We start from the raw sequence: 18,036 nt of genomic DNA on the forward strand, positions 1-18,036 counted from the left end.
GGTCAGCCCTCCGCGATGATCTCGGAGAGCGCGTCGACGCCCTCACGCGTTCCTACGACGACGATCGTGTCCCCGATGGCCAGCCGGAAGTCCGGCCCCGGCGACGGATGCGCACTGTGCGTACGCAGCACGGCCACGATCGAGGCTCCCGTCCGCGTCCGCGCCCGGGTGTCCCCGAGCAGCCGCCCGCCGTACGGAGAACGGGTCCCGAGCGGGATGTGCTCGGTGACCAGATCGATCCCGTCGGTCCGCACGGCGTCGATCGGCGCCGCGTCGATGAGATGCGCGAGCCCGGTGGCCTCGGTGGTCGTCAGGGGCACGGAGAGCACGCACGAATCTGGGTCGTCCTTCTCGTAGAACCCCAGGAACCGCCGGCCGTCGTGATGCACGACGACGGAGATGTGCTGCCCCGACTCCGTGGTGTAGTCGTACTGGACGCCGACTCCTGGCAGCGATGTGCGGTGGGTTCCCATGGCTTCCTCCCGAGGAGCACGCGGCGGCACGGCGCGTTTTTGATCAGTTCTTTATCTGCCTATTACCCTAACCGGACCCCGCATCCGGGTGTCGGGACGCCCGAGAGGCGGGCTCCGATGCGGGGTTGTGCCGCTCGCCTGTGACTGACGAGCCGCTGGGGCGGAGGGCGGGACGGGATCGTTCATCGCACCTTCCGAGGAAGCGTAGAGATGGTGCGCAGTTTGATCACGAATGAGGGATTTTTGGCGTCTCGCTGTCGATCGCACCGGGGCGGGCGACGGCCCGGCATGATGCTGGGTAGCCATAGTCGTGGACATGGATGGAAGCGGGACCCTATGACGAGCGCGCCTGACTACAGCCAGGGTGTCGATGCCGAGCGGGCCCTCAAGTTCGCTGTTCAGCACATTCGCGGGGACCGCGTCCAGATCATCGAGGGGATCATCGAGCCGGTGTCACCGACCTGGGACCACGAGCGTGCCGCGAAGCTCGTCCGCCGGCAGATCGAGGGTCGGGTCGATGAGCTGGGCTGCGTCGAAGGCTCGGGAAACCTGGACCTGCCGGGCTCCTCCAACTGGTACGTGCCTGACATCGCGGTGGTGCCCGAAGAGCTCGCCAAGGGCGGGGGTGCGCTTCTTCCGGACCAGACTTTGCTGATCGTGGAGGTCACCTCGGAGTCGAACGCCGAGACCGACCGGGTGGTCAAGCGGCGCCGCTACGCGGAGTACCGGGCGCCTCTGTATCTCCTCGTGGACCGCATGGAGGGCAGCGTGACCCTGTTCTCGGAGCCGGGACGGCTCGGGTACACGTGCGTGGACGGACCGCATCCGTTCGGGACGGTGCTGCGCCTGCCGGAGCCGTTCGACGTGGACATCGACACGGGCGATCTGTCGGCGGTCTGATCCGGCACCTGGCGGTTTCTCACGGGCTGCTGCGATGAGCCACCGCACTTGTTAGGAGTACGCTTCTATGGGGTGTACTCCTAAGGAGCTGCCAGGTGCGACGTCACAGCCGTCCGGACAAACCGTCCCATGTCTTCGACCGAGGAGCCGAGTGGGAGAGGCTCTCGGCCTTCGCCGACCGGCCTTTGCCACACGCCATGCTCGGCATCGTCAGTGGCAGGCGACGCATGGGCAAGACGTATCTGCTGCGCGCGCTGGTCGAGCGGCATGGAGGCTTCTACTTCGGAGCCACGGCGGGAACAGAAGCCGAGTCGCTGCGTCAGTTCGCTGCGGCACTCGCCGATCACGTGGGGTCCCCGGTTCCGTTCTCGTTCGCCACATGGGACGACGCGATCTCCTACCTGTTCGGGCTGGCCGCGCCCCGGGACGGCGAAGGGCCGCTGCTCGTGGTCATCGACGAGTTTCCGTACCTGGCCAGGACCGCCCCTGAGCTCCCGTCCGTCATTCAGCGGGAGATCGACCGCTTCCAGGTCGACGAGAGCCGGATGCGGCTCCTGCTGTGCGGATCGGCGATGTCCGTCATGGGTGGGCTGCTCGCCAGCACGGCGCCCTTGCGGGGGCGTGCGCAGCTGGAACTTGTCGTGCGCCCCTTCGGCTACCGGGCGGCGGCCGATTTCTGGGGCGTCGCGGACAGTCCGGCCCTTGCGGCTCGGCTCCATGCCGTGGTCGGTGGCACACCGGCGTACCGGCGACAGTTCCTGGCCGACGACGTTCCCGGAAGCCTGGAGGAATTCGACGACTGGCTCTGTCGTACGGTCCTGTCTCCTTTCAGTCCGCTCTTCCGGGAGGCGAGGTATCTCCTTGCCGAGGAGGCGGACATCCGGGACACCGCTCTGTACCACTCGGTCCTTGCCGCTGTGGCTCAGGGCAACACCACGAGGGGTGGGATCGCGGGGTACATCGGCCGCAAGGCGGTGGACATCTCGCACCCCCTCAACGTGTTGGAGGACAGTCATCTGCTGGCGCGGGAAGCGGACATCTTCAGGGCAGGGAAGTCGCAGTACCGCATCACTGAGCCGCTGATCAATTTCTACGAGGCCGTGATGCGGCCCTCATGGGCCCGCCTGGAGGCCGGCCAGGCGTCGGACGTATGGGCGCAGTCGGCGGAGCGCTTCGCCGCCCAGGTCGCCGGGCCGCACTTCGAGGCGATGTGCCGGGAGTACGTCCTGGGGCCGGGGCGGGCCCTGCTCGGTTCCGCGGTGGGGCAGGTCGGCGGAGGTGTGGTGGCCGACCGGGCCGCACGCAGGCAGATAGAAGTAGATGTCGCAGCGGTCGAGCCCGGGTCCGGCGGCCAGAAGCCCGCGGTGCACCTGCTCGGCGAGGCGAAGTGGGGCACGGTCATGGGAATGAGCCACCTGGAGCGGCTCACCCGGGCGAGGGAACTCCTCACCGCACGATCCATGGACACCAAGCAATGCGCGCTCGCCTGCTTCAGTGCGGCAGGCTTCAGTGACGCCCTGCGAACCGAAGCGGCACGCGGCGGCGACCGGGTCCTGCTCATCGGCCTGGACGAGCTCTACGGCGGGACGGCTCCGGCCCCACGCCGCCGATGAACCGGCCTTCCCTCATGGCCTTGCCCCCACCCACGGTCAGGTGGCCTGAGTCGGGCAGAGAGGCCGCACCCCCTGGGCAACTACTGAGATCGGGCGCTCACCGCTACGGCCGACAAGCAGCGTGTCGTGCCGCCAGCGCCGGGATTGCGGCGATCTTCTCGGCTGTGAGGCTGGACCAGTGGACGCCGGTGGGCCGGTGAGGGTTCGGGCAGACGACTGTCTCGTCGGGCGTCACGATCAGGTCGACACTGACGTCGTGCTCGGCGGTGGGGATCGGGGTGTCGGTCACCTGGAGGGTGTGGACGGTTGTGACGATGACAGTCTCCGGGCTCACCAGGCCGGCCTCGGTGAGGAGGGCGAACTCGATGTCGGAGTAGCCGGCGCCCTTGCCGATGCGGGCGCCGTCGCGGTTGACGGCGACGCTGCCGAGGATGATCAGGTCCAGCGGTCGGAGGGCGTCGACCTCGACAGCAGGGGCGATCGTGCCAGCGGTACGGCTCGCGGCAGCCTCGGCGGGCGGGACAGTGAGGCTGGCCGGGTCGAGGAGGTAGAAGGGCTTGAGGGCGGCCAACTTAGGGACCGCCATGTAGACGGTTTTGCCCTCCTCCAGAGCTCTCGCCCTCACCGGGAGTTGGGCCTTGTCCGGGACGGCTTTGACGACACTCGCGCGTCGCCAGGCCGGGAGTGCCGCGAGTCGGGCCGCAGCTTCCTCTGCCCCCTTGAAATTGGGGATGCGGCCGTGAACGGAGGCGTCGTGGGCGGCGTCCGCAGTGGTCAGGGCGTCCCAGACCTGGGTGCGTACCGCGTGCTTGGCGTGGTCCAGGGAGTTGGCTGCCACCGGTGTCTCCTTCTCTCTCCTACGCTGCCGTCATCAAGCCGAACAGTCTGTCGTGGACCTCGGCGACGAGGGGCTCCTGTCGCCAGGGGCGCAGCTCACGGGCGGCTCCGAAGACGATGTTCATGCCCCCGCCCCCGCGTGTGGTCTCCAGCTCGGCGATGGCTTCGGTGAGACTGGCCACCGCCGCTTCGACATCGCGTTGACGGATACGGGCGAGCGTAAGGTTTCCCAGCACGATTGCGCGTGACTTCCGCCTGTCCCGTAGCTTCTCCGCCGTGTCGGTCAACAGGATTTCGGCCCTGCGGTGGTCGCCCAGCGAGAGGTAGCAGAAGCCTGCGAGGCGGCCGAACTGGGTGGGCGACACGAGGTCGGCGGCGTCGTCGCTGCCGTCCGCATGGCCGAGTTGGCGTTCTGCGTGGAAGAGGGCTCGTTCGCAGTCTGAGCAGCTCGCGGCCCGGTGTGCGGCCACCTCCTGGCGCCTGGTTCCGTTGACCGCGAAACAACCACTGAGCAGCACAGTCGGGAATTTCCGGTCGTGGCGCGGTAGCGGTTTCAACTGCGGTACGGTAAGCGCGTCATCACGCTCCGTGTGCACGCGCGCATGGGGCGGCGGTCCCCGGGGGTGTAACCAGCACCCGCCGAGGACCTTCACCGCCAGTGGAAAGAGAGTCCACCGGGATGCTTTGGCATGCTATCGCGCCGTCCCGCGGCTATACGAAGGCCGCGAACGAATTGGTCCGTCATCAGCGTCTGAGCAGCGACGCGAAGATCCTCCTCCTGTATGTGCAGGGGCTCCCCGCCGACCGGCGCGGTGTGGCCCTCAGCGAGCATGCGCGGGCCCTCGGGATCACCGGGCGGGCCTACCAGAAGGCCAAGAAGCTGCTGGTCATGCACGGGTTCCTGCACGAGTGGCGGGAGCAGGGCGGGCGTGGGTTCTGGACCACCGAGCAGCTCCTCGCGAATGTGACCCTTCACCCGGAAGAGGCGATGGCGGCCCGGGGCGGAAGTCCCGTGCCTTCGGCAGTGTCTCCGAGTGAGCGGAATCCGACGGTCGGACAGCCGGGGACTCGGGTTGTCGGTGGCTACACACCGGTAGACGAAGAACGGGAGAAGAACTCATCCCACCCACCCTCCGAACCGGAGCCACAGGACGCGGCGTCGGCCGGACCCGCACCGGAAGCGGCCGAGGCCGAGCGGGTCTTGCTGTCCCTGCGGCATGCGCACCGCTCGCTGCACCTGGGCGTGGCGGAGGCCCGGAAGCTGGTGAAACTCGCCGTGACGTGGCTGCGGCGCGGGGTCACCGCCGACGACATGCGGCGGGTGCTGGTCAGCGATCTGCCGGTGGGTGGGGTGCGGTCGGCCGTGGGATTCCTGCGTCACAGGCTCGTACACAAGCTGCCCGAGGAGCCCGCGCCCGTGCCACAGCCCGAACCGGCCGCGCCTGTAGCGCCGTTGGTGGCCTGCGTCGGGCCGGGGGACGAGCATCTCTTCCGGCCGGTGCCCGATGAGGACGGCGAGACGCGGTGCGGCCCGTGCCGCCGGGAGGCCGCCTGGGCGGCATGGGAGGAGGCGCGGTCGGCGCAGTTCGCCTCGGAGACCGAGGCGCAGGCGCACGACGATCCGTACGCCCATACGCCCTGGCGGGAGAAGTTCGCCGCCGTCCAGGGCGCAGGGGCGGGCCCGGTCATGGAGGCGCCCGGCCGGTAGCAGTCACCGGCCGGGCGCAGGGAGAGTGCGGATCAGTCCTTGATCTCGATCTTCTCGCCGTCGGCGGAGGCTGCGGGGGCGGGCACCGCCGGTGCGGACTCCGTGGAGCCCGCCTTGCCCTGGAGGTTGCGGAGCAGGGCTGCCAGGTCGACGCCCGTGGTGGAGTTGAGCAGCTCCACGCCCTGGGCCACGTTGTCGGCCACCGTGCGGGACAGCTGACTGGCGCCGTCCGTCGAGATGACCGTCAGCTTGTCGATGGCGCTCAGCGGCTCGGACGCCTTGGCGACGACCTGCGGCAGCACCTCGACCAGCATCTGGAGGACGGCCGCGTCGCCGTACTGCTTGAAGGCGTCGGCCTTCTTCTGCATGGCCTCGGCCTCGGCGGAGCCCCTCGCGGCGATGGCGGCCGCCTCGGACTCACCCTCGATGCGTACGGCGTCGGCGAGGGCGGAGCGGTGGAGCTTCTCGCCCTGACCGGTGAGGCGGGAGCGCTCCGCGTCTGCCTCGGCCTCCTTGACCTGGGCGATGCGGCGGGCCTCGGCCTCCTGCTCCGCCTGGTAGCGGGCGGCGTCGGCGGGCTTACGGACCTTGGTGTCGAGCTCACGGTCCGTGAGAGCGGCCTGGCGCTCGGCCACCTTCTCCTGCTCGCTGAGGACCTCCTGCTGACGGGCGGCATCGGCGAGCGGACCCGCGGCGTCGGCCTTGGCCGTGGCGGCTGCCGTCTCCGCCTTGATCTCGGCCTGCTTGAGGTAGAACGTCCGCTCGGCGATGGCGATCTCCTCGGCCGCCTTCAGCCGTGCCTGCTCCGAGGCGCGCCGGGCGATGGCCTCGGCGATGTCGGCCTCCTGCTTGGCGCGGGCGGCCTCGGGGCGGCCGAGGTCCTCCAGATAGGAGCCCTCGGTGGTGATGTCCTGGATCTGGAAGGCGTCCAGGATGAGGCCCTGGCCCGAGAGGCTGGCCTCGGCCTCCTCGGCGACCTGCCCGGCGAACGCGGCGCGGTCGCGGATGATGTCCTCGACGGACATGCGGCCGACGATGGCGCGGAGAGCTCCGGAGAGCACCTCCTGGGTGAAGCCGACGATGCCGTTCTGCTGCTGGAGGAAGCGCTGGGCCGCGGCGCGGATCGCGTCCTCGCTGCCGCCGACCTTGACGATCGCGACGCCTTCGAGGTTGGACTTCACACCGCGCAGGGTGACGGCGCCCCGTACGGCGATGGGGATGTGCCGGCTGGAGAGGTCCAGGGTGAACTTCTGCTGGACGAACGGCACGACGAAGACGCCGCCGCCGACGACGACCTTCTGGCCGCTGTTGTCGATGCTGGTGCGGCCGGTCACCGGATCGGTGGACTTCTTGCCGCGGCGGCCCGTGATGATGAAGGCCTGGCTGGGACCCGCGACCTTGTACCGGGTGATCACGGCGAGGGCCAGAAGTACGACAAGTACGACAACGCCGATGATGGCGATCAAAACTGGACTCATGAGAGGTGTCCCCCTTGCCCTCCCCACGGAGTGTCCGGTGGGACGGCGGTCTGTTCGGCTTACGAGTTTCGGACAGGCGTATGGGTCGTTGGTCAGCGTTCGACGGGGCGGACCGTGACCGAGGTGGTCGAGAGCGTGGCCTCCACCCAGATCTCGGCGCCGCGTTCGACCGGGGCGGCGCTCTTCGCGGAGAACTTCACGGTCTGGCCCGCAAGTCGCAGCAGGACCTCGCCGTATCCGTCGGCCGGGATCGGCGTGACCACGGAGCCCGAGGTGCCGATGAGGTCGTCGCCGGTGGGCGTGGCCGTGGTCTGGTCCGCCATCAGGGCCTTGCTGAACTTCCAGGTCAGCCAGGCCGCGACGACGCCCGCCGCCGCACCCCCCGCAACCGCCAGAGGAACGCCGGCCCCGGTGGTGCCGAGGACGATCGCTCCGCCGAAGCCGAGCATCGACAGGAAGCCGGCGATGACGGGCAGGGAGAGCAGGCCGTCGAAGAGGCCGTCCAGCAGCCCGCCCAGGGCGTCACCGAAAAGCCCTTCGAGGATTCCGTCGAAGATCAGGGAAAGCGTGAGAAGCACGATTCCCGCAATGCCGAGACCGAGGAAAACGGTCACATGATCACTCCCCCGCTGTTCGCTGTCCCCCGAAAGCTCCGTCGAACTGCCTGAATGATCCCATGCAGGGCCCCGCGGTCGCACTGCCGGAACCCGGCAGTTTTCACGGAGTTCCGATGCCGGAAAGCTGCTGGGCAAGCGTGTCGAGCGACTGGAACGTGGCGCCGAGCAGGGCGACGTGCTTCCACCGCAGCACGCCGTCCGGGCCGATCAGGAAGACGGAGCGGCGTACGCCGATGCCGGGCGCGGCGACCCCGTAGGCCCGCGCTGTCTCCCGCCCCGTGTCGGCCAGCAGGGGCATGCGCAGGCCGTGGCCACGGGCGAAGGACTCATGACTGTCCACACCCTGTGGACTGATTCCCCATACCTCGGCGTCGAGGCCCTCGAAGGTTTCGAGCCCCGAGGAGTAGGAGCAGAGCTGCTTGGTGCAGACCGCCGTGTTGTCGCCCGGGTAGAAGGCGAGGACGACGGACCGGCCGCGCGCGGCGGAGAGCGTGTGGTCGCGCCGTGTGAAGGTGTCGTCGGCGAGCACCCCTCCGGGGAGGGTGAAGTCCGGTGCGGGACTGCCGATTCGAGGTCCTGACGCCATGTCGGCGGCTCCTTGGGTCGCGTAGGGGAAACGGTCTGTGCGTCCCCCAGTGAACGGCACTTTCCACGCATCGACACGTTCCACCCATCCGTACGCCGCCCGGCACCGAATATGGGGTGTGCGCGGGCGCCGGCCCCGCACCGATCTGGAGGTACGTGTGGCCGAAAGACCCCCGTCGGCAGCGGTGCTCATCCTCCACGGCGGCTACGAGACGGGCATGGCGGCGCCGGCTCCGGGCGCCCTGAACCTGCCCGGCATGCGGATGCTGCCGGTCTCGCGTGTGGTGGCCCGCGCGGTGAGCGGTGACCCCGGGGTGCGCGTGCGCCGGGTCCGCTACACACACCGTGGCTGGAACGGCTCCCGCGAGGACCCGCTGCACGACGCCCTACGGGTGCTGGACGCGCTGCGCCGCGAGGCGGGCGACATCCCCGTGGTCCTTCTCGGCCACTCCATGGGAGCCCGTGCCGCCCTCCACGCCGCAGGGCACCCGCTGGTCCGCGCGGTGGTGGGCCTCGCCCCGTGGTGTCCGCCCGGCGACCCGGTGACGCAGCTCGCGGGGCGCGACGTCGTCCTGCTGCACAGCACACGGGACCGGGTGACGAGCCCCCTCGCGTCCCAGTCGCTCACGGCAAGAGCACGCAGGGCGGGTGCCCGGACCTGCCTGGTGACGATCCCGGGCAGCGACCACGCGATGATCCGCCGGGCTCCCGCCTGGCACCACCTGGCGGGCCTGCTGGTGACCGGGCTGCTGGGGCTGGCACCGGTGCCGAGCCGGGTCGAGGCGGCCTTCGGACTGCCGCGGGGGGCCGCGGCCTCGGAGGGGACCCTGTCGCTGGACGGACTCGACGCCGGTGCGCCGGGCCTGCGGAGATGCGGGACGGTGCGGGGCGGCAGACGATGAGGGACCGGGTGCTCGGGCCGAAGGCCCTGGGCGGCCCGTGAGGGCCGACCGCTCCGCATCCGCCAGGCATGATCCCTCCGGAGGCTCCGTTGCAGGCCGAAGAGCACGCCCGTACGTCGCGCTTCGACGCGACAGCGTTGGCCGCGCTGATCGGCAACAGCCCGGCAGGGGTGGCGGTCTTCGACACCGGGCTGCGTTATGTGTACGTGAACCCGTCACTCGAACGGCTCAACGGTGTGCCGGCCGCAGCGCATCTGGGCAGGTCCGTCTCCGAGGTGCTGCCGGACATGGACGTCAGGACGGACGTCATGCGCCAGGTGCTGGCCGACGGCCGGCCCCGTGAGATCACCACCAGCGGGCAGACCTGGGTGGACTCCGTCATCGAGCGGCGGTACTGGCGGGTGGCCCTCCACCGCTTCGAGGAGAACGGACGGGTGCGCGGGCTGATCGGGATCGCCCAGGAGGTCACCGCCACCCGGGACCAGCGGGAGGAGCTGCGGCGGGCCAGGAGCTATCTGACGCTCCTGGACAACGCGGCAGCCCGCATCGGTACGACGCTGGATGTGGAGACCACCTGCCAGGAACTCGCAGAGTTCGTGGTGCCCGAGATGGCCGACGTCGCCGTCGTCGAGATGATTCCGCAGGAGAGCGGGCACCCCCGGCGTGAGCTGCCGGCCGGAGTGCTGCGGCTGCGGCGGGCCGGCGTCGCCACGACCCCGGAACTCGCCGACGCCCTCGCCCAGTTCGGCGGGACGGGTGCGGACATCGACTACCAGGAGGACGCGGCCGTGGCGCGCTGCCTGGCCGCCGACCGGCCGGTGGTCGAGAACCTCGTCGGCGGCGAAGGCCTCGGCCGCGTGGGACCCACGTCCGAACGGGTCGCCGCCTACCGCGCCGTCGGTCTGCACTCGGCCGTCGTCGTGCCGCTCACCGCACGCGGGCGTCCCCTGGGAGCGCTCAGCCTGGTGCGCGCCGGGGACTCGCCTCCCTTCACGGAGGGGGTGGACGTGGTCGTCGCCCGTACGCTCGCGGGCCGCGCGGCCGTCGATGTGGACCACGCCTACCGCTACACGCGCGAGCACCGTGTCGCCCGGGAGCTCCAGCGCTCCCTGCTCTCCGAGCCCCGGGGCCCGAACCCGGGTATCGAGATCGCGTCCCTCTACCTCCCCGCGGGCGCGGGTGCGCTGGTGGGCGGGGACTGGTTCGACGCCATTCCGCTCAAGGGGGGACGGCATCTCAAGGTGATGGGCGATGTGATGGGGCACGGGGTGGAGGCCGCCGTCGCCATGAGTAACTACCGCTCGATGCTGCGCATCATGGCCGAGGACGACCAGCCGCCGCACCGCGTCCTCGAACGGCTCGACAAGGCCGTGGAGCAGTCCGGCCTCGACCGGGCGGCGACCTGCCTGATCGCGGTCGTCGACCGGAAGGAGGGGGTCTGCGAGGTGGCCAGCGCGGGACACCCGCCGCCGGTCTTCATCGACCCGGGAGCGGCCGGGGCGCGGGTGGCGCGCATCCCCGTGGGACCACCGCTGGGTACGGGCTTCGGCGGATACCGGACATCGGTGCTGCCGTGCGGTCCCGGGACGGTGCTGTTCATGTACACCGACGGCCTGGTGGAGCGCCGGGGCGAGGACATCGACGTGTCGATCGAGCGGCTCACCCGGCTGAGGGTCCCGGTGAGCGGACGGCTCGAGGACCTGCTGTCCGAGGTCGTGGACCGGTACGCGGACACGGCAGAGGACGACATCGCGGTGCTCGTCTCGCGGAGCCGGGGCTACTGAACGCTCCGCGTGGGCGGGGCGTTGTCAGTGGCGGGTGCGAGGATCCAGGGCATGGGACCTCTGCTCCTCACCGACATCGAAGCCGCCATCCGCAGCAGCTGGGACGCGGCCACGACCACACCCGTGCACCGGGCGCACTGGAATCCGGGGAATCCGGCCCGGGACCAGTGCGGGGTCACCGCTCTCGTGGTCAACGACCTGCTGGGCGGCGAGTTGATCCGGGGCGAGGTGCGGGTCGACGGCGAGCGCGTCGACTACCACTGGTGGAACAGGCTGGGCATGGGCGTGGAGATCGATCTGACGCGGGAGCAGTTCGCCCCGCACGAGATCGTGTCCGGGGGCGTGGCCGTCGAGCGTCCTGCGGAGATCGTCCGGCTCCGCGAGGAGTACGAGCTGCTGAGCGCCCGGGTGCTGGAGAGGCTGCGGGGCCGGATACGCACGGGTGCGCGGACCGGGGCGGCCTGAGCGGAGGGCGCGGGCCGGGTTCGCTCACCCGGCGTGCTGCCGGGAGCGCCCGCGCAGCCGGCGCAGGATGAGCAGGGCGGACGTGACCATGGGCAGAAGTCCCGCCACGGTGTTCGCGGTGGCCAGCTTGGACCGGGTGCCTCTAGCCCGGCGCAGCTGCTTGACGGTGCGGACGACGGCGATGGCGCTGCTGCCCAGGCTCAGAAGCAGGCCGACCTTGGAGTTCGCGGGTTTCCTGGGCATCTGCGTGCCTCCTGGTGACATCGCTGCGCGGCCCCTCCGTCCACGTAACCGGCTTCCGGGCAGGTCCGCAATCGGGGCCTCAGGCGAAGAGGAAGGCGGCCGCCGTCGCCGCGCCGGCAGCCGCCCCCGCCACCGTCTGGGCCACCGAGTGGTAGCGCAGTGCCACCCGCGACCAGCACACGGCGAGGGCCGGAACGCCCGCGCACAGCCACCACAGGGAGTGCGTGACGCTGAGAAGCGCCACCACGGCCGACGCGACAGCCGAGTCGACCGAGATCTTCCAGACCGTGTTGACCGCCAGGAGCACCGTCGTCATGACCCACAGGGAGATCATCGCGATCAGGATGCCTTGAGGGGCATGGCCCAGAACCATGATCAGTGCGCCGGTGCCGACGGAACCCAGGATCACCAGGAAGATGGGCGCCCGCTGGGTCCTGTCCACTACATGGCGGTCGCCCCAGGTGCCGCGCCCGCGCTCCCACTCGATGTAGCCGGCGGGGACGAGACCGGCACAGAGAGCGCCGAGGAAGCCCCAGAGGAGTCCGGTCCAGTCACCGGCAGTGGCCAGTCCGACGGCGAGCATGCCGGCGAGCAGTACGTTGCGGGGCTGCAGGACGTCCGTCACCGTGCGGGCGACCCTGGTGATCATGTTCCTGCGGGCCGCCGTCGCGTCCGTGTCCGTGCCGCTCATGCCGTGTCTGCTCCGGATCGCGCGGGTCGCGCGGATACCGGCCGCCGCGCGTGAAGTAGCCCTTCACGACGGGGGATGCGTGAAGGGCTACCCGTGCAGTATGACCGTTCACCGGGCTGCCGACAACTGACCGGTCGGTCAGCCTCGTTGGGGTGTTCGGACGGCTACGGAGGGCTCCCGCCGGCCGCCCTTCCGGACCGTGGTCACGCGCGAGGGCGCCGAGGAAGGAGGAAACCTGTTCCAGCCACAATAGACATGGCCTACCCCGACGCCTAGGCTTTCTTGTGCAGCCAGGTCACATCGGTGGACCGGCGCGCAGCAGAAGAGGTGCAGATGCCCCCGGAGTCCCCGTCGCACACCACGGACCGTCTCGACGACGACGACTACCCCGCGTACACGATGGGGCGCGCCGCCGAGATGATCGGTGCGACGCCCGGCTTCCTCAGGGCCATCGGCGAAGCCCGTTTGATCACGCCGCTGCGCTCCGAGGGCGGGCACCGCCGCTACTCGCGCTATCAGCTGCGTATCGCGGCCCGGGCCCGTGAGCTGGTGGACGGCGGCACGCCGGTCGAGGCTGCCTGCCGCATCGTCATCCTGGAGGACCAGCTCGAGGAGGCCCTGCGCCTCAACGAGCAACTGCGGCGGCCCGCGGCCGGCCGGGGCGGCGTCGATTCCTGACCGGCACGCGGGTGTATATCTGGTTCGGTCGGCACAGAAATACGCGCAATGAGCGGTGAGAGTTTATACCCTGCTCGGTGGAGCGACGCCGTAGTGATATGGCGTACAGCTCGCTTGTGACCGAATCGTGCTACTGTTGATCTCAGTTGCAGTTGTGGTTCCCAAAACTTCAAGTGCACTCACCGTTTTCACTCCGGTGGGCGCACTTTTGTATTTCCGGTTTTTTCCGGTCGGGGCAATCATTTGCGGCGACGTAGGACTCACACAGTGTGAGTCCACGGGCAACGCCCCGAAGGAGATATGACATGGCTACTGGCACCGTGAAGTGGTTCAACGCGGAAAAGGGTTTCGGTTTCATCGAGCAGGAGGGTGGCGGCGCTGACGTCTTCGCCCACTACTCGAACATCGCCGCCCAGGGCTTCCGCGAGCTGCAGGAAGGCCAGAAGGTGAACTTCGACGTCACGCAGGGCCAGAAGGGCCCGCAGGCGGAGAACATCACCCCCGCCTGATCACTCAGGCGTACGGCGCAGCTGGGGCCCGCACCTTGGGGTGCGGGCCCCAGCTCGTTGCGTTTTCCCGGCCGTCGCCGAGACCGGCGCACCGATGGAGTGATTCCCGGTGGGCGCGAGTCAGGCGCGGCGATTATCTGCAGTCATATGGAGTGCTGAATCCGGCTGGTTCATCCGCCGGACGGACTTCGTTTTTCGTTATTTCACCGGCTCGTTCTTGCGATTCTTGGCGCCGTACATGGCTGCAGCCGCCCGGAAAGAATCCCTCGATACGTGCCATTCGAGGGAAGGGTTCTCCATTGAACCGCGATCGCACAGCTCGCACGAACGACCGATTTTCCAGGACACGTTCCGGTGGATCCGCCGGCAGCCGCACCGCCAACGGGTTCCGCTCGGCGGGATCCGGCCGGCAGGGAGCCCCGGGAGCAGGGGGCCGCTCCGGCGGACCGAAGCGCTCCGGTGGCTACGGCCGCCGCTCCTCCTCCGTCTCGGGTGAGTTCGCCCTGCCGGTGACCATCACCCCCGCCCTCCCCGCCGCCGAGTCCTTCGGGGACCTGGACATGCCCGCGCCCCTTCTGGCGGCGCTGGTGTCCGAGGGCATGTCCGTGCCGTTCCCCATCCAGGCGGCCACCCTGCCGAACTCGCTCGCCGGACGTGACGTCCTGGGCCGAGGCCGCACCGGATCGGGCAAGACGCTCGCCTTCGGGCTGGCCCTGCTCGCCCGCACCGCGGGCAACCGTGCCGACGCGCGCCGTCCGCTGGCCCTGGTGCTCGTCCCCACCCGGGAACTGGCCCAGCAGGTCACCGACGCGCTCACCCCGTACGCCCGGTCCCTCAAGCTCAGGCTGGCCACGGTCGTCGGCGGTATGTCGATCGGCCGCCAGGCCAGCGCGCTGCGCGGCGGCGCCGAAGTCGTGGTCGCCACCCCGGGCCGTCTCAAGGACCTCATCGAGCGCGGCGACTGCCGGCTGGACCGTGTCGCCATCACCGTCCTCGACGAGGCCGACCAGATGGCCGACATGGGCTTCATGCCCCAGGTCACGGAGCTGCTGGACCAGGTGAACGCCGAAGGCCAGCGGATGCTGTTCTCGGCCACGCTGGACCGCAACGTGGACCTGCTGGTCCGCCGCTACCTGCACGACCCGGTCGTCCACTCGGTGGACCCCGCGGCCGGCGCCGTGACGACGATGGAACACCATGTGCTCTACGTCCAGGGCGCCGACAAGTACGCGACGACCACCGAGATCGCCGCACGTGAGGGCCGGGTGCTCATGTTCCTGGACACCAAGCACGCGGTGGACAAGCTCACCGACCACCTGCTGCACAGCGGTGTGCGGGCGGCCGCGCTGCACGGCGGCAAGTCGCAGCCACAGCGCACCCGCACCCTGGACCGGTTCAAGACCGGCCATGTCACGGTGCTGGTCGCCACGAACGTCGCCGCCCGCGGCATCCACGTCGACAACCTCGACCTGGTCGTCAACGTGGACCCGCCGAGCGACCACAAGGACTACCTGCACCGTGGCGGGCGTACCGCGCGCGCCGGGGAGTCCGGCAGCGTCGTCACCCTCGTGCTGCCCAACCAGCGCCGCGAGATGACCCGCCTGATGGCCGACGCCGGCATCACGCCGCAGGTCGCCCAGGTCCGCTCCGGTGAGGCCGAGCTCAACCGCATCACCGGGGCCCAGGCACCGTCGGGTGTGCCCGTGACGATCACCTCGCCGATGTCGGAGCGCGGCAAGGGCAACAGCTCGGGTCCCCGCGGCCGGCGCGGTGCGCGTCCCGGCCAGGGGCGCCGCTCCAACGCCAACACGGCGACGCCGCAGGCGCGTGCCGCAGCGTCGCAGCGCCGGTCCAACAAGGCCGCGTAGTCATCCGGCCGGAAGCCCGGCCGACCCTGTCCGGCTTTCCCACGACCACCCCTGTTGAGGCAACATGCGCTGCGTCATCGCCCGTTTCCCCTTCGACTTCTTCAAGAACGAGGTGGAGGACTTGATGAAGGGCGTCAAGCCCGAGCCCGTCACGGGTGACGCGGTGGTCATCAGCCGCCGGGTCTACCCCGTCAAGCAGGTCGGCGAGATCATCACCCGGCAGGACCGCCGGGACTTCAGTGCCGGCGAGGTGACCAGGGCGCTGTCGCGTCTCGGCTTCACCTGCCGCCCGGCGGAGGTGCCCGCGCCCGCGGCGCCCCTCACCCCGCTGGAGAACGCGTCCGCCATGCTCGGCACGCCCGGCGAGGTCTGAGCCGCCGCTCCTCCGTCCCGCCACCGCACCCCCGAGGCCCCCGGGCCCGGGGGTGCGGTGCGTCCTGGCGCCCGCCGGCCGTCCGCCGATGCCGGGAACGTCTGTAACAGTCCTCCGCCCACGGCTCGTGTCCGTGTCCGCGTCCCCGCTCCCGCCTGGAAGATCGTTGCGGTGGTGCCCGGAATGCAGGTGAGGGGACGAGACGACATGAAGAGCACACTGACGGGGCTCGGGGCGGCCGTACTGGCGTCCTTGCTTCCGGCCGGAGCGGCCCAGGCCGACGAGACCCACACCGATTCGCACAACGCGCCGCAGGTGGCGCTGATCGTGACGGGCCAGATCGACGATCCGCTGGAGGACGTCCTGGAGCACGCCACGGTCCTGGGCACGACGCACGTCACCGGCTGAGCGGCAGTCCCGGGGAGCGTGGGACCCGGCATCGCCCCGGGTCCGTCCGCTCAGGTGGTGAGGATCAGCTTTCCGGTGGTCCGGCGGGCGAGCAGGTCCTCATGGGCGCGCCGGGCGTCGGCCAGCGGATAGCTGGGGCCGGTCACGGGCCTGAGGCGGCCCTCTGCGACCAGGGCGAAGAGCTCCTTGAGCGGGCCGCTGACCCCGCCCGGAGCCGCGAGCGCTGGACGCAGCCAGAATCCGACGACGGAGGCGTTGAGGCGGCCCAGCCGGGCCGGGTCGACGGGGGTGAAGCCGCCACGGGCGGCGTTGCCGTAGGTCACCAGCCGGCCGAAGGACGCCAGGGAGTCCAGCGCCTGGTCGAAGAGCTGCCCTCCCACGGCGTCCAGGACGATGTCCGCCTTCTCCGCGAGGGGGTAGGAGACCACCGCGTCGGCCCCGAGGTCCAGGGCGAGCCGCTCCTTGTCCGGGGTGGAGGCCTGGGCGAGCACCCGGCCGGCTCCGAACTCCCTGGCCAGCTGGACGGCGAGGCTGCCGACGCCGCCCGCGGCGGAGTGCACGACGACGCTCTCGCCGCTGCGCAGCCGGGCCGCGGACCGCAACAGGTGCCAGGCCGTCAGGCCCTGCATCATGAGGGCGAGGGCCTGGGCCGCGCCCAGGTCCTCGGGGATCTCCACGACGCCCGACTCCTTGGCGGTCACCTGCTCCGCGTACCCGTGCGAGACCCGTGCCAGCACCCGCCGGCCGTCCGGGGTGCGGCCCACGACCTCACTGCCGGGGACGTACGGCAGGGCATCGGCGCCGAGGTAGGAGCCGTCCACCTGGTGGGTGTCCGCGAAGTTCACCCCGGCGGCCTCGACGGTGAGGAGCAGCTCTCCCGGACCGGGCACGGGAGAGGCCAGCTCCACGGGACGGAGCACCTCGGGACCGCCGAAGCGGTCGAACTGGATGGCGAGCATGCCGCAGAGTACCGCGAGGCCCGCCGGGCGGGCCGGAGTTCCCCTGGACCGCTGTCGGAATACGGTGGGAGGCGGGGCGAAAACGGGATAATCAGTCGGTTATGGTCGTTCCCCTGCGGGGCGAGGTCCGCGGGTACGGCCATGGCTGTGGCCCGGGGCGCCTGCCAGACTTCGGCCCATGAGCGATCTTCTTCACGACAGAGTCGTCCTGATCACCGGGGCGAGCAGCGGTATCGGTGCGGCGGCGGCACGCGTGTTCGCCGCGGAAGGCGCGACGGTCGTCCTGGCCGCGCGCAGGGAGGACCGACTGGCCTCTCTGACAGCCGAATTGAAGGACAAGGGAGCCCGAGCCTCGTACGTGGTCTGTGATGTGACGGTGGCGGAGGACGTCGCGCGTGCCGTCGGCTTCACGGTCGACACCTACGGCCGTCTGGACTCGGCCTTCAACAACGCGGGCCTCGGCGGCGACCGAACTCCCCTGCACCTCATGGGTGATGACGTCTACGACGCGGTCATGGACGCCAATGTGCGGGGCGTGTGGAACTGTCTGCGCCATGAGATCGCGGCCATGCTCCCGAACACCAGGGGCTGTTCCATCGTGAACAACAGCAGCGTGGGCGGCCTGGTGGCCATACCGACGGCCGCGCCCTACATAGCGGCCAAGCACGCCGTCGTCGGCCTCACCAGGGCAGCCGCGGACGAGTACGCCCAACAGGGCATCAGGGTCAACGCGGTGGCGCCCGGAACCACCCGGAGCGAGATCACGGCCGACTGGTTCGGACGTAACCCGGGCCTGGAGGAGATGGTCAACGGCCGTACGCCGCAAGGGCGTACGGCCGACCCTGAAGAGATCGCCAACGCGGCCGCCTGGCTGCTCAGCGACCGCTGTCCCTTCCTCACGGGCACGGTGCTGCCGGTGGACGGCGGCTTCGTCAACCAGTGAGC

The 18,036-nt window shown here is 70.2% G+C and carries 21 protein-coding genes; 12 read left to right on the forward strand and 9 right to left on the reverse strand.

Going from position 1 to position 18,036, the window contains the following annotated elements; translation table 11 throughout:
* Window positions 1-2 precede the first annotated feature (2 nt).
* Window positions 3-473, reverse strand: coding sequence for a cation:proton antiporter regulatory subunit (locus tag ACIREO_RS31805; protein WP_404116467.1), 471 nt, complete (start codon window positions 471-473; stop codon window positions 3-5).
* Between the two features lie 336 nt (window positions 474-809).
* Between ACIREO_RS31805 and ACIREO_RS31810 the strand changes: the two genes are divergently transcribed.
* Window positions 810-1,373, forward strand: a complete 564-nt coding sequence (locus tag ACIREO_RS31810; RefSeq protein WP_404116468.1) for a Uma2 family endonuclease — start codon at window positions 810-812, stop codon at window positions 1,371-1,373.
* 95 nt (window positions 1,374-1,468) lie between these two features.
* Complete coding sequence (locus tag ACIREO_RS31815; protein ID WP_404116470.1) at window positions 1,469-2,986, forward strand: ATP-binding protein; 1,518 nt, start codon at window positions 1,469-1,471, stop codon at window positions 2,984-2,986.
* Between the two features lie 103 nt (window positions 2,987-3,089).
* On the opposite strand, the gene ACIREO_RS31820 is transcribed toward ACIREO_RS31815, so the two are convergent.
* Both ACIREO_RS31820 and ACIREO_RS31825 read right to left on the reverse strand, forming a co-directional pair.
* Complete coding sequence (locus ACIREO_RS31820) at window positions 3,090-3,824, reverse strand: 5-formyltetrahydrofolate cyclo-ligase (RefSeq protein WP_404116472.1); 735 nt, start codon at window positions 3,822-3,824, stop codon at window positions 3,090-3,092.
* A 19-nt stretch (window positions 3,825-3,843) separates the two neighbouring features.
* Complete coding sequence (locus ACIREO_RS31825) at window positions 3,844-4,341, reverse strand: hypothetical protein (protein WP_404116474.1); 498 nt, start codon at window positions 4,339-4,341, stop codon at window positions 3,844-3,846.
* 161 nt (window positions 4,342-4,502) lie between these two features.
* Between ACIREO_RS31825 and ACIREO_RS31830 the strand changes: the two genes are divergently transcribed.
* Window positions 4,503-5,531, forward strand: a complete 1,029-nt coding sequence (locus tag ACIREO_RS31830; RefSeq protein WP_404116476.1) for a hypothetical protein — start codon at window positions 4,503-4,505, stop codon at window positions 5,529-5,531.
* Window positions 5,532-5,563: 32 nt separating this feature from the next.
* Here the strand turns inward: ACIREO_RS31830 and ACIREO_RS31835 are convergent, their stop codons facing one another.
* From ACIREO_RS31835 to ACIREO_RS31845, 3 genes are all read right to left on the reverse strand, one after another.
* The gene (locus ACIREO_RS31835; RefSeq protein WP_404116477.1) at window positions 5,564-7,009 is read right to left on the reverse strand and encodes a flotillin family protein; all 1,446 of its coding nucleotides are present in this window, start codon (window positions 7,007-7,009) and stop codon (window positions 5,564-5,566) included.
* Window positions 7,010-7,101: 92 nt separating this feature from the next.
* The gene (locus ACIREO_RS31840) at window positions 7,102-7,623 is read right to left on the reverse strand and encodes a hypothetical protein (RefSeq protein WP_404116478.1); all 522 of its coding nucleotides are present in this window, start codon (window positions 7,621-7,623) and stop codon (window positions 7,102-7,104) included.
* A 103-nt stretch (window positions 7,624-7,726) separates the two neighbouring features.
* On the reverse strand, window positions 7,727-8,212 hold the full coding sequence (locus ACIREO_RS31845) for a peroxiredoxin (RefSeq protein ID WP_404116479.1): 486 nt from the start codon (window positions 8,210-8,212) through the stop codon (window positions 7,727-7,729).
* Between the two features lie 157 nt (window positions 8,213-8,369).
* On the opposite strand from ACIREO_RS31845, the gene ACIREO_RS31850 reads away from it, so the two are divergent.
* The 3 genes from ACIREO_RS31850 (at window position 8,370) to ACIREO_RS31860 (ending at window position 11,362) form a co-directional block, all read left to right on the forward strand.
* Window positions 8,370-9,113, forward strand: a complete 744-nt coding sequence (locus ACIREO_RS31850) for an alpha/beta hydrolase (protein ID WP_404116481.1) — start codon at window positions 8,370-8,372, stop codon at window positions 9,111-9,113.
* A 68-nt stretch (window positions 9,114-9,181) separates the two neighbouring features.
* Window positions 9,182-10,897, forward strand: a complete 1,716-nt coding sequence (locus tag ACIREO_RS31855; protein WP_404116483.1) for a SpoIIE family protein phosphatase — start codon at window positions 9,182-9,184, stop codon at window positions 10,895-10,897.
* Window positions 10,898-10,948: 51 nt separating this feature from the next.
* Complete coding sequence (locus ACIREO_RS31860; RefSeq protein ID WP_404116485.1) at window positions 10,949-11,362, forward strand: hypothetical protein; 414 nt, start codon at window positions 10,949-10,951, stop codon at window positions 11,360-11,362.
* 24 nt (window positions 11,363-11,386) lie between these two features.
* On the opposite strand, the gene ACIREO_RS31865 is transcribed toward ACIREO_RS31860, so the two are convergent.
* Both ACIREO_RS31865 and ACIREO_RS31870 read right to left on the reverse strand, forming a co-directional pair.
* Window positions 11,387-11,605, reverse strand: a complete 219-nt coding sequence (locus ACIREO_RS31865; RefSeq protein WP_404116487.1) for a hypothetical protein — start codon at window positions 11,603-11,605, stop codon at window positions 11,387-11,389.
* Between the two features lie 79 nt (window positions 11,606-11,684).
* Window positions 11,685-12,296 carry a hypothetical protein gene (locus tag ACIREO_RS31870; protein WP_404116489.1) on the reverse strand — a complete coding sequence of 204 codons (612 nt, stop codon included), beginning with the start codon at window positions 12,294-12,296 and terminating at the stop codon, window positions 11,685-11,687.
* 333 nt (window positions 12,297-12,629) lie between these two features.
* Here ACIREO_RS31870 and ACIREO_RS31875 point away from each other — a divergent pair, with 333 nt between their 5' ends.
* The 5 genes from ACIREO_RS31875 to ACIREO_RS31895 all read left to right on the forward strand — a co-directional run bounded on the left by ACIREO_RS31875 (window position 12,630) and on the right by ACIREO_RS31895 (window position 16,132).
* Complete coding sequence (locus tag ACIREO_RS31875; RefSeq protein ID WP_404116491.1) at window positions 12,630-12,974, forward strand: MerR family transcriptional regulator; 345 nt, start codon at window positions 12,630-12,632, stop codon at window positions 12,972-12,974.
* A 305-nt stretch (window positions 12,975-13,279) separates the two neighbouring features.
* Complete coding sequence (locus tag ACIREO_RS31880; RefSeq protein WP_031090619.1) at window positions 13,280-13,483, forward strand: cold-shock protein; 204 nt, start codon at window positions 13,280-13,282, stop codon at window positions 13,481-13,483.
* A 299-nt stretch (window positions 13,484-13,782) separates the two neighbouring features.
* On the forward strand, window positions 13,783-15,351 hold the full coding sequence (locus ACIREO_RS31885; RefSeq protein ID WP_404116493.1) for a DEAD/DEAH box helicase: 1,569 nt from the start codon (window positions 13,783-13,785) through the stop codon (window positions 15,349-15,351).
* A gap of 64 nt (window positions 15,352-15,415) precedes the next feature.
* Window positions 15,416-15,724: an SCO5918 family protein gene (locus ACIREO_RS31890; protein WP_404116495.1), complete on the forward strand. Its 309-nt coding sequence runs from the start codon at window positions 15,416-15,418 to the stop codon at window positions 15,722-15,724.
* A gap of 207 nt (window positions 15,725-15,931) precedes the next feature.
* Window positions 15,932-16,132, forward strand: coding sequence for a hypothetical protein (locus tag ACIREO_RS31895; RefSeq protein ID WP_404116497.1), 201 nt, complete (start codon window positions 15,932-15,934; stop codon window positions 16,130-16,132).
* A gap of 50 nt (window positions 16,133-16,182) precedes the next feature.
* Here the strand turns inward: ACIREO_RS31895 and ACIREO_RS31900 are convergent, their stop codons facing one another.
* Window positions 16,183-17,091 carry a zinc-binding alcohol dehydrogenase family protein gene (locus tag ACIREO_RS31900; RefSeq protein ID WP_404116499.1) on the reverse strand — a complete coding sequence of 303 codons (909 nt, stop codon included), beginning with the start codon at window positions 17,089-17,091 and terminating at the stop codon, window positions 16,183-16,185.
* A 178-nt stretch (window positions 17,092-17,269) separates the two neighbouring features.
* Between ACIREO_RS31900 and ACIREO_RS31905 the strand changes: the two genes are divergently transcribed.
* Window positions 17,270-18,034, forward strand: coding sequence for an SDR family oxidoreductase (locus ACIREO_RS31905; RefSeq protein WP_404116501.1), 765 nt, complete (start codon window positions 17,270-17,272; stop codon window positions 18,032-18,034).
* The last annotated feature ends 2 nt before the right edge of the window (window positions 18,035-18,036 follow it).

It is taken from the genome of Streptomyces sp. NPDC102441 (genome assembly GCF_044765585.1).
Classification (GTDB): Bacteria; Actinomycetota; Actinomycetes; order Streptomycetales; family Streptomycetaceae; genus Streptomyces.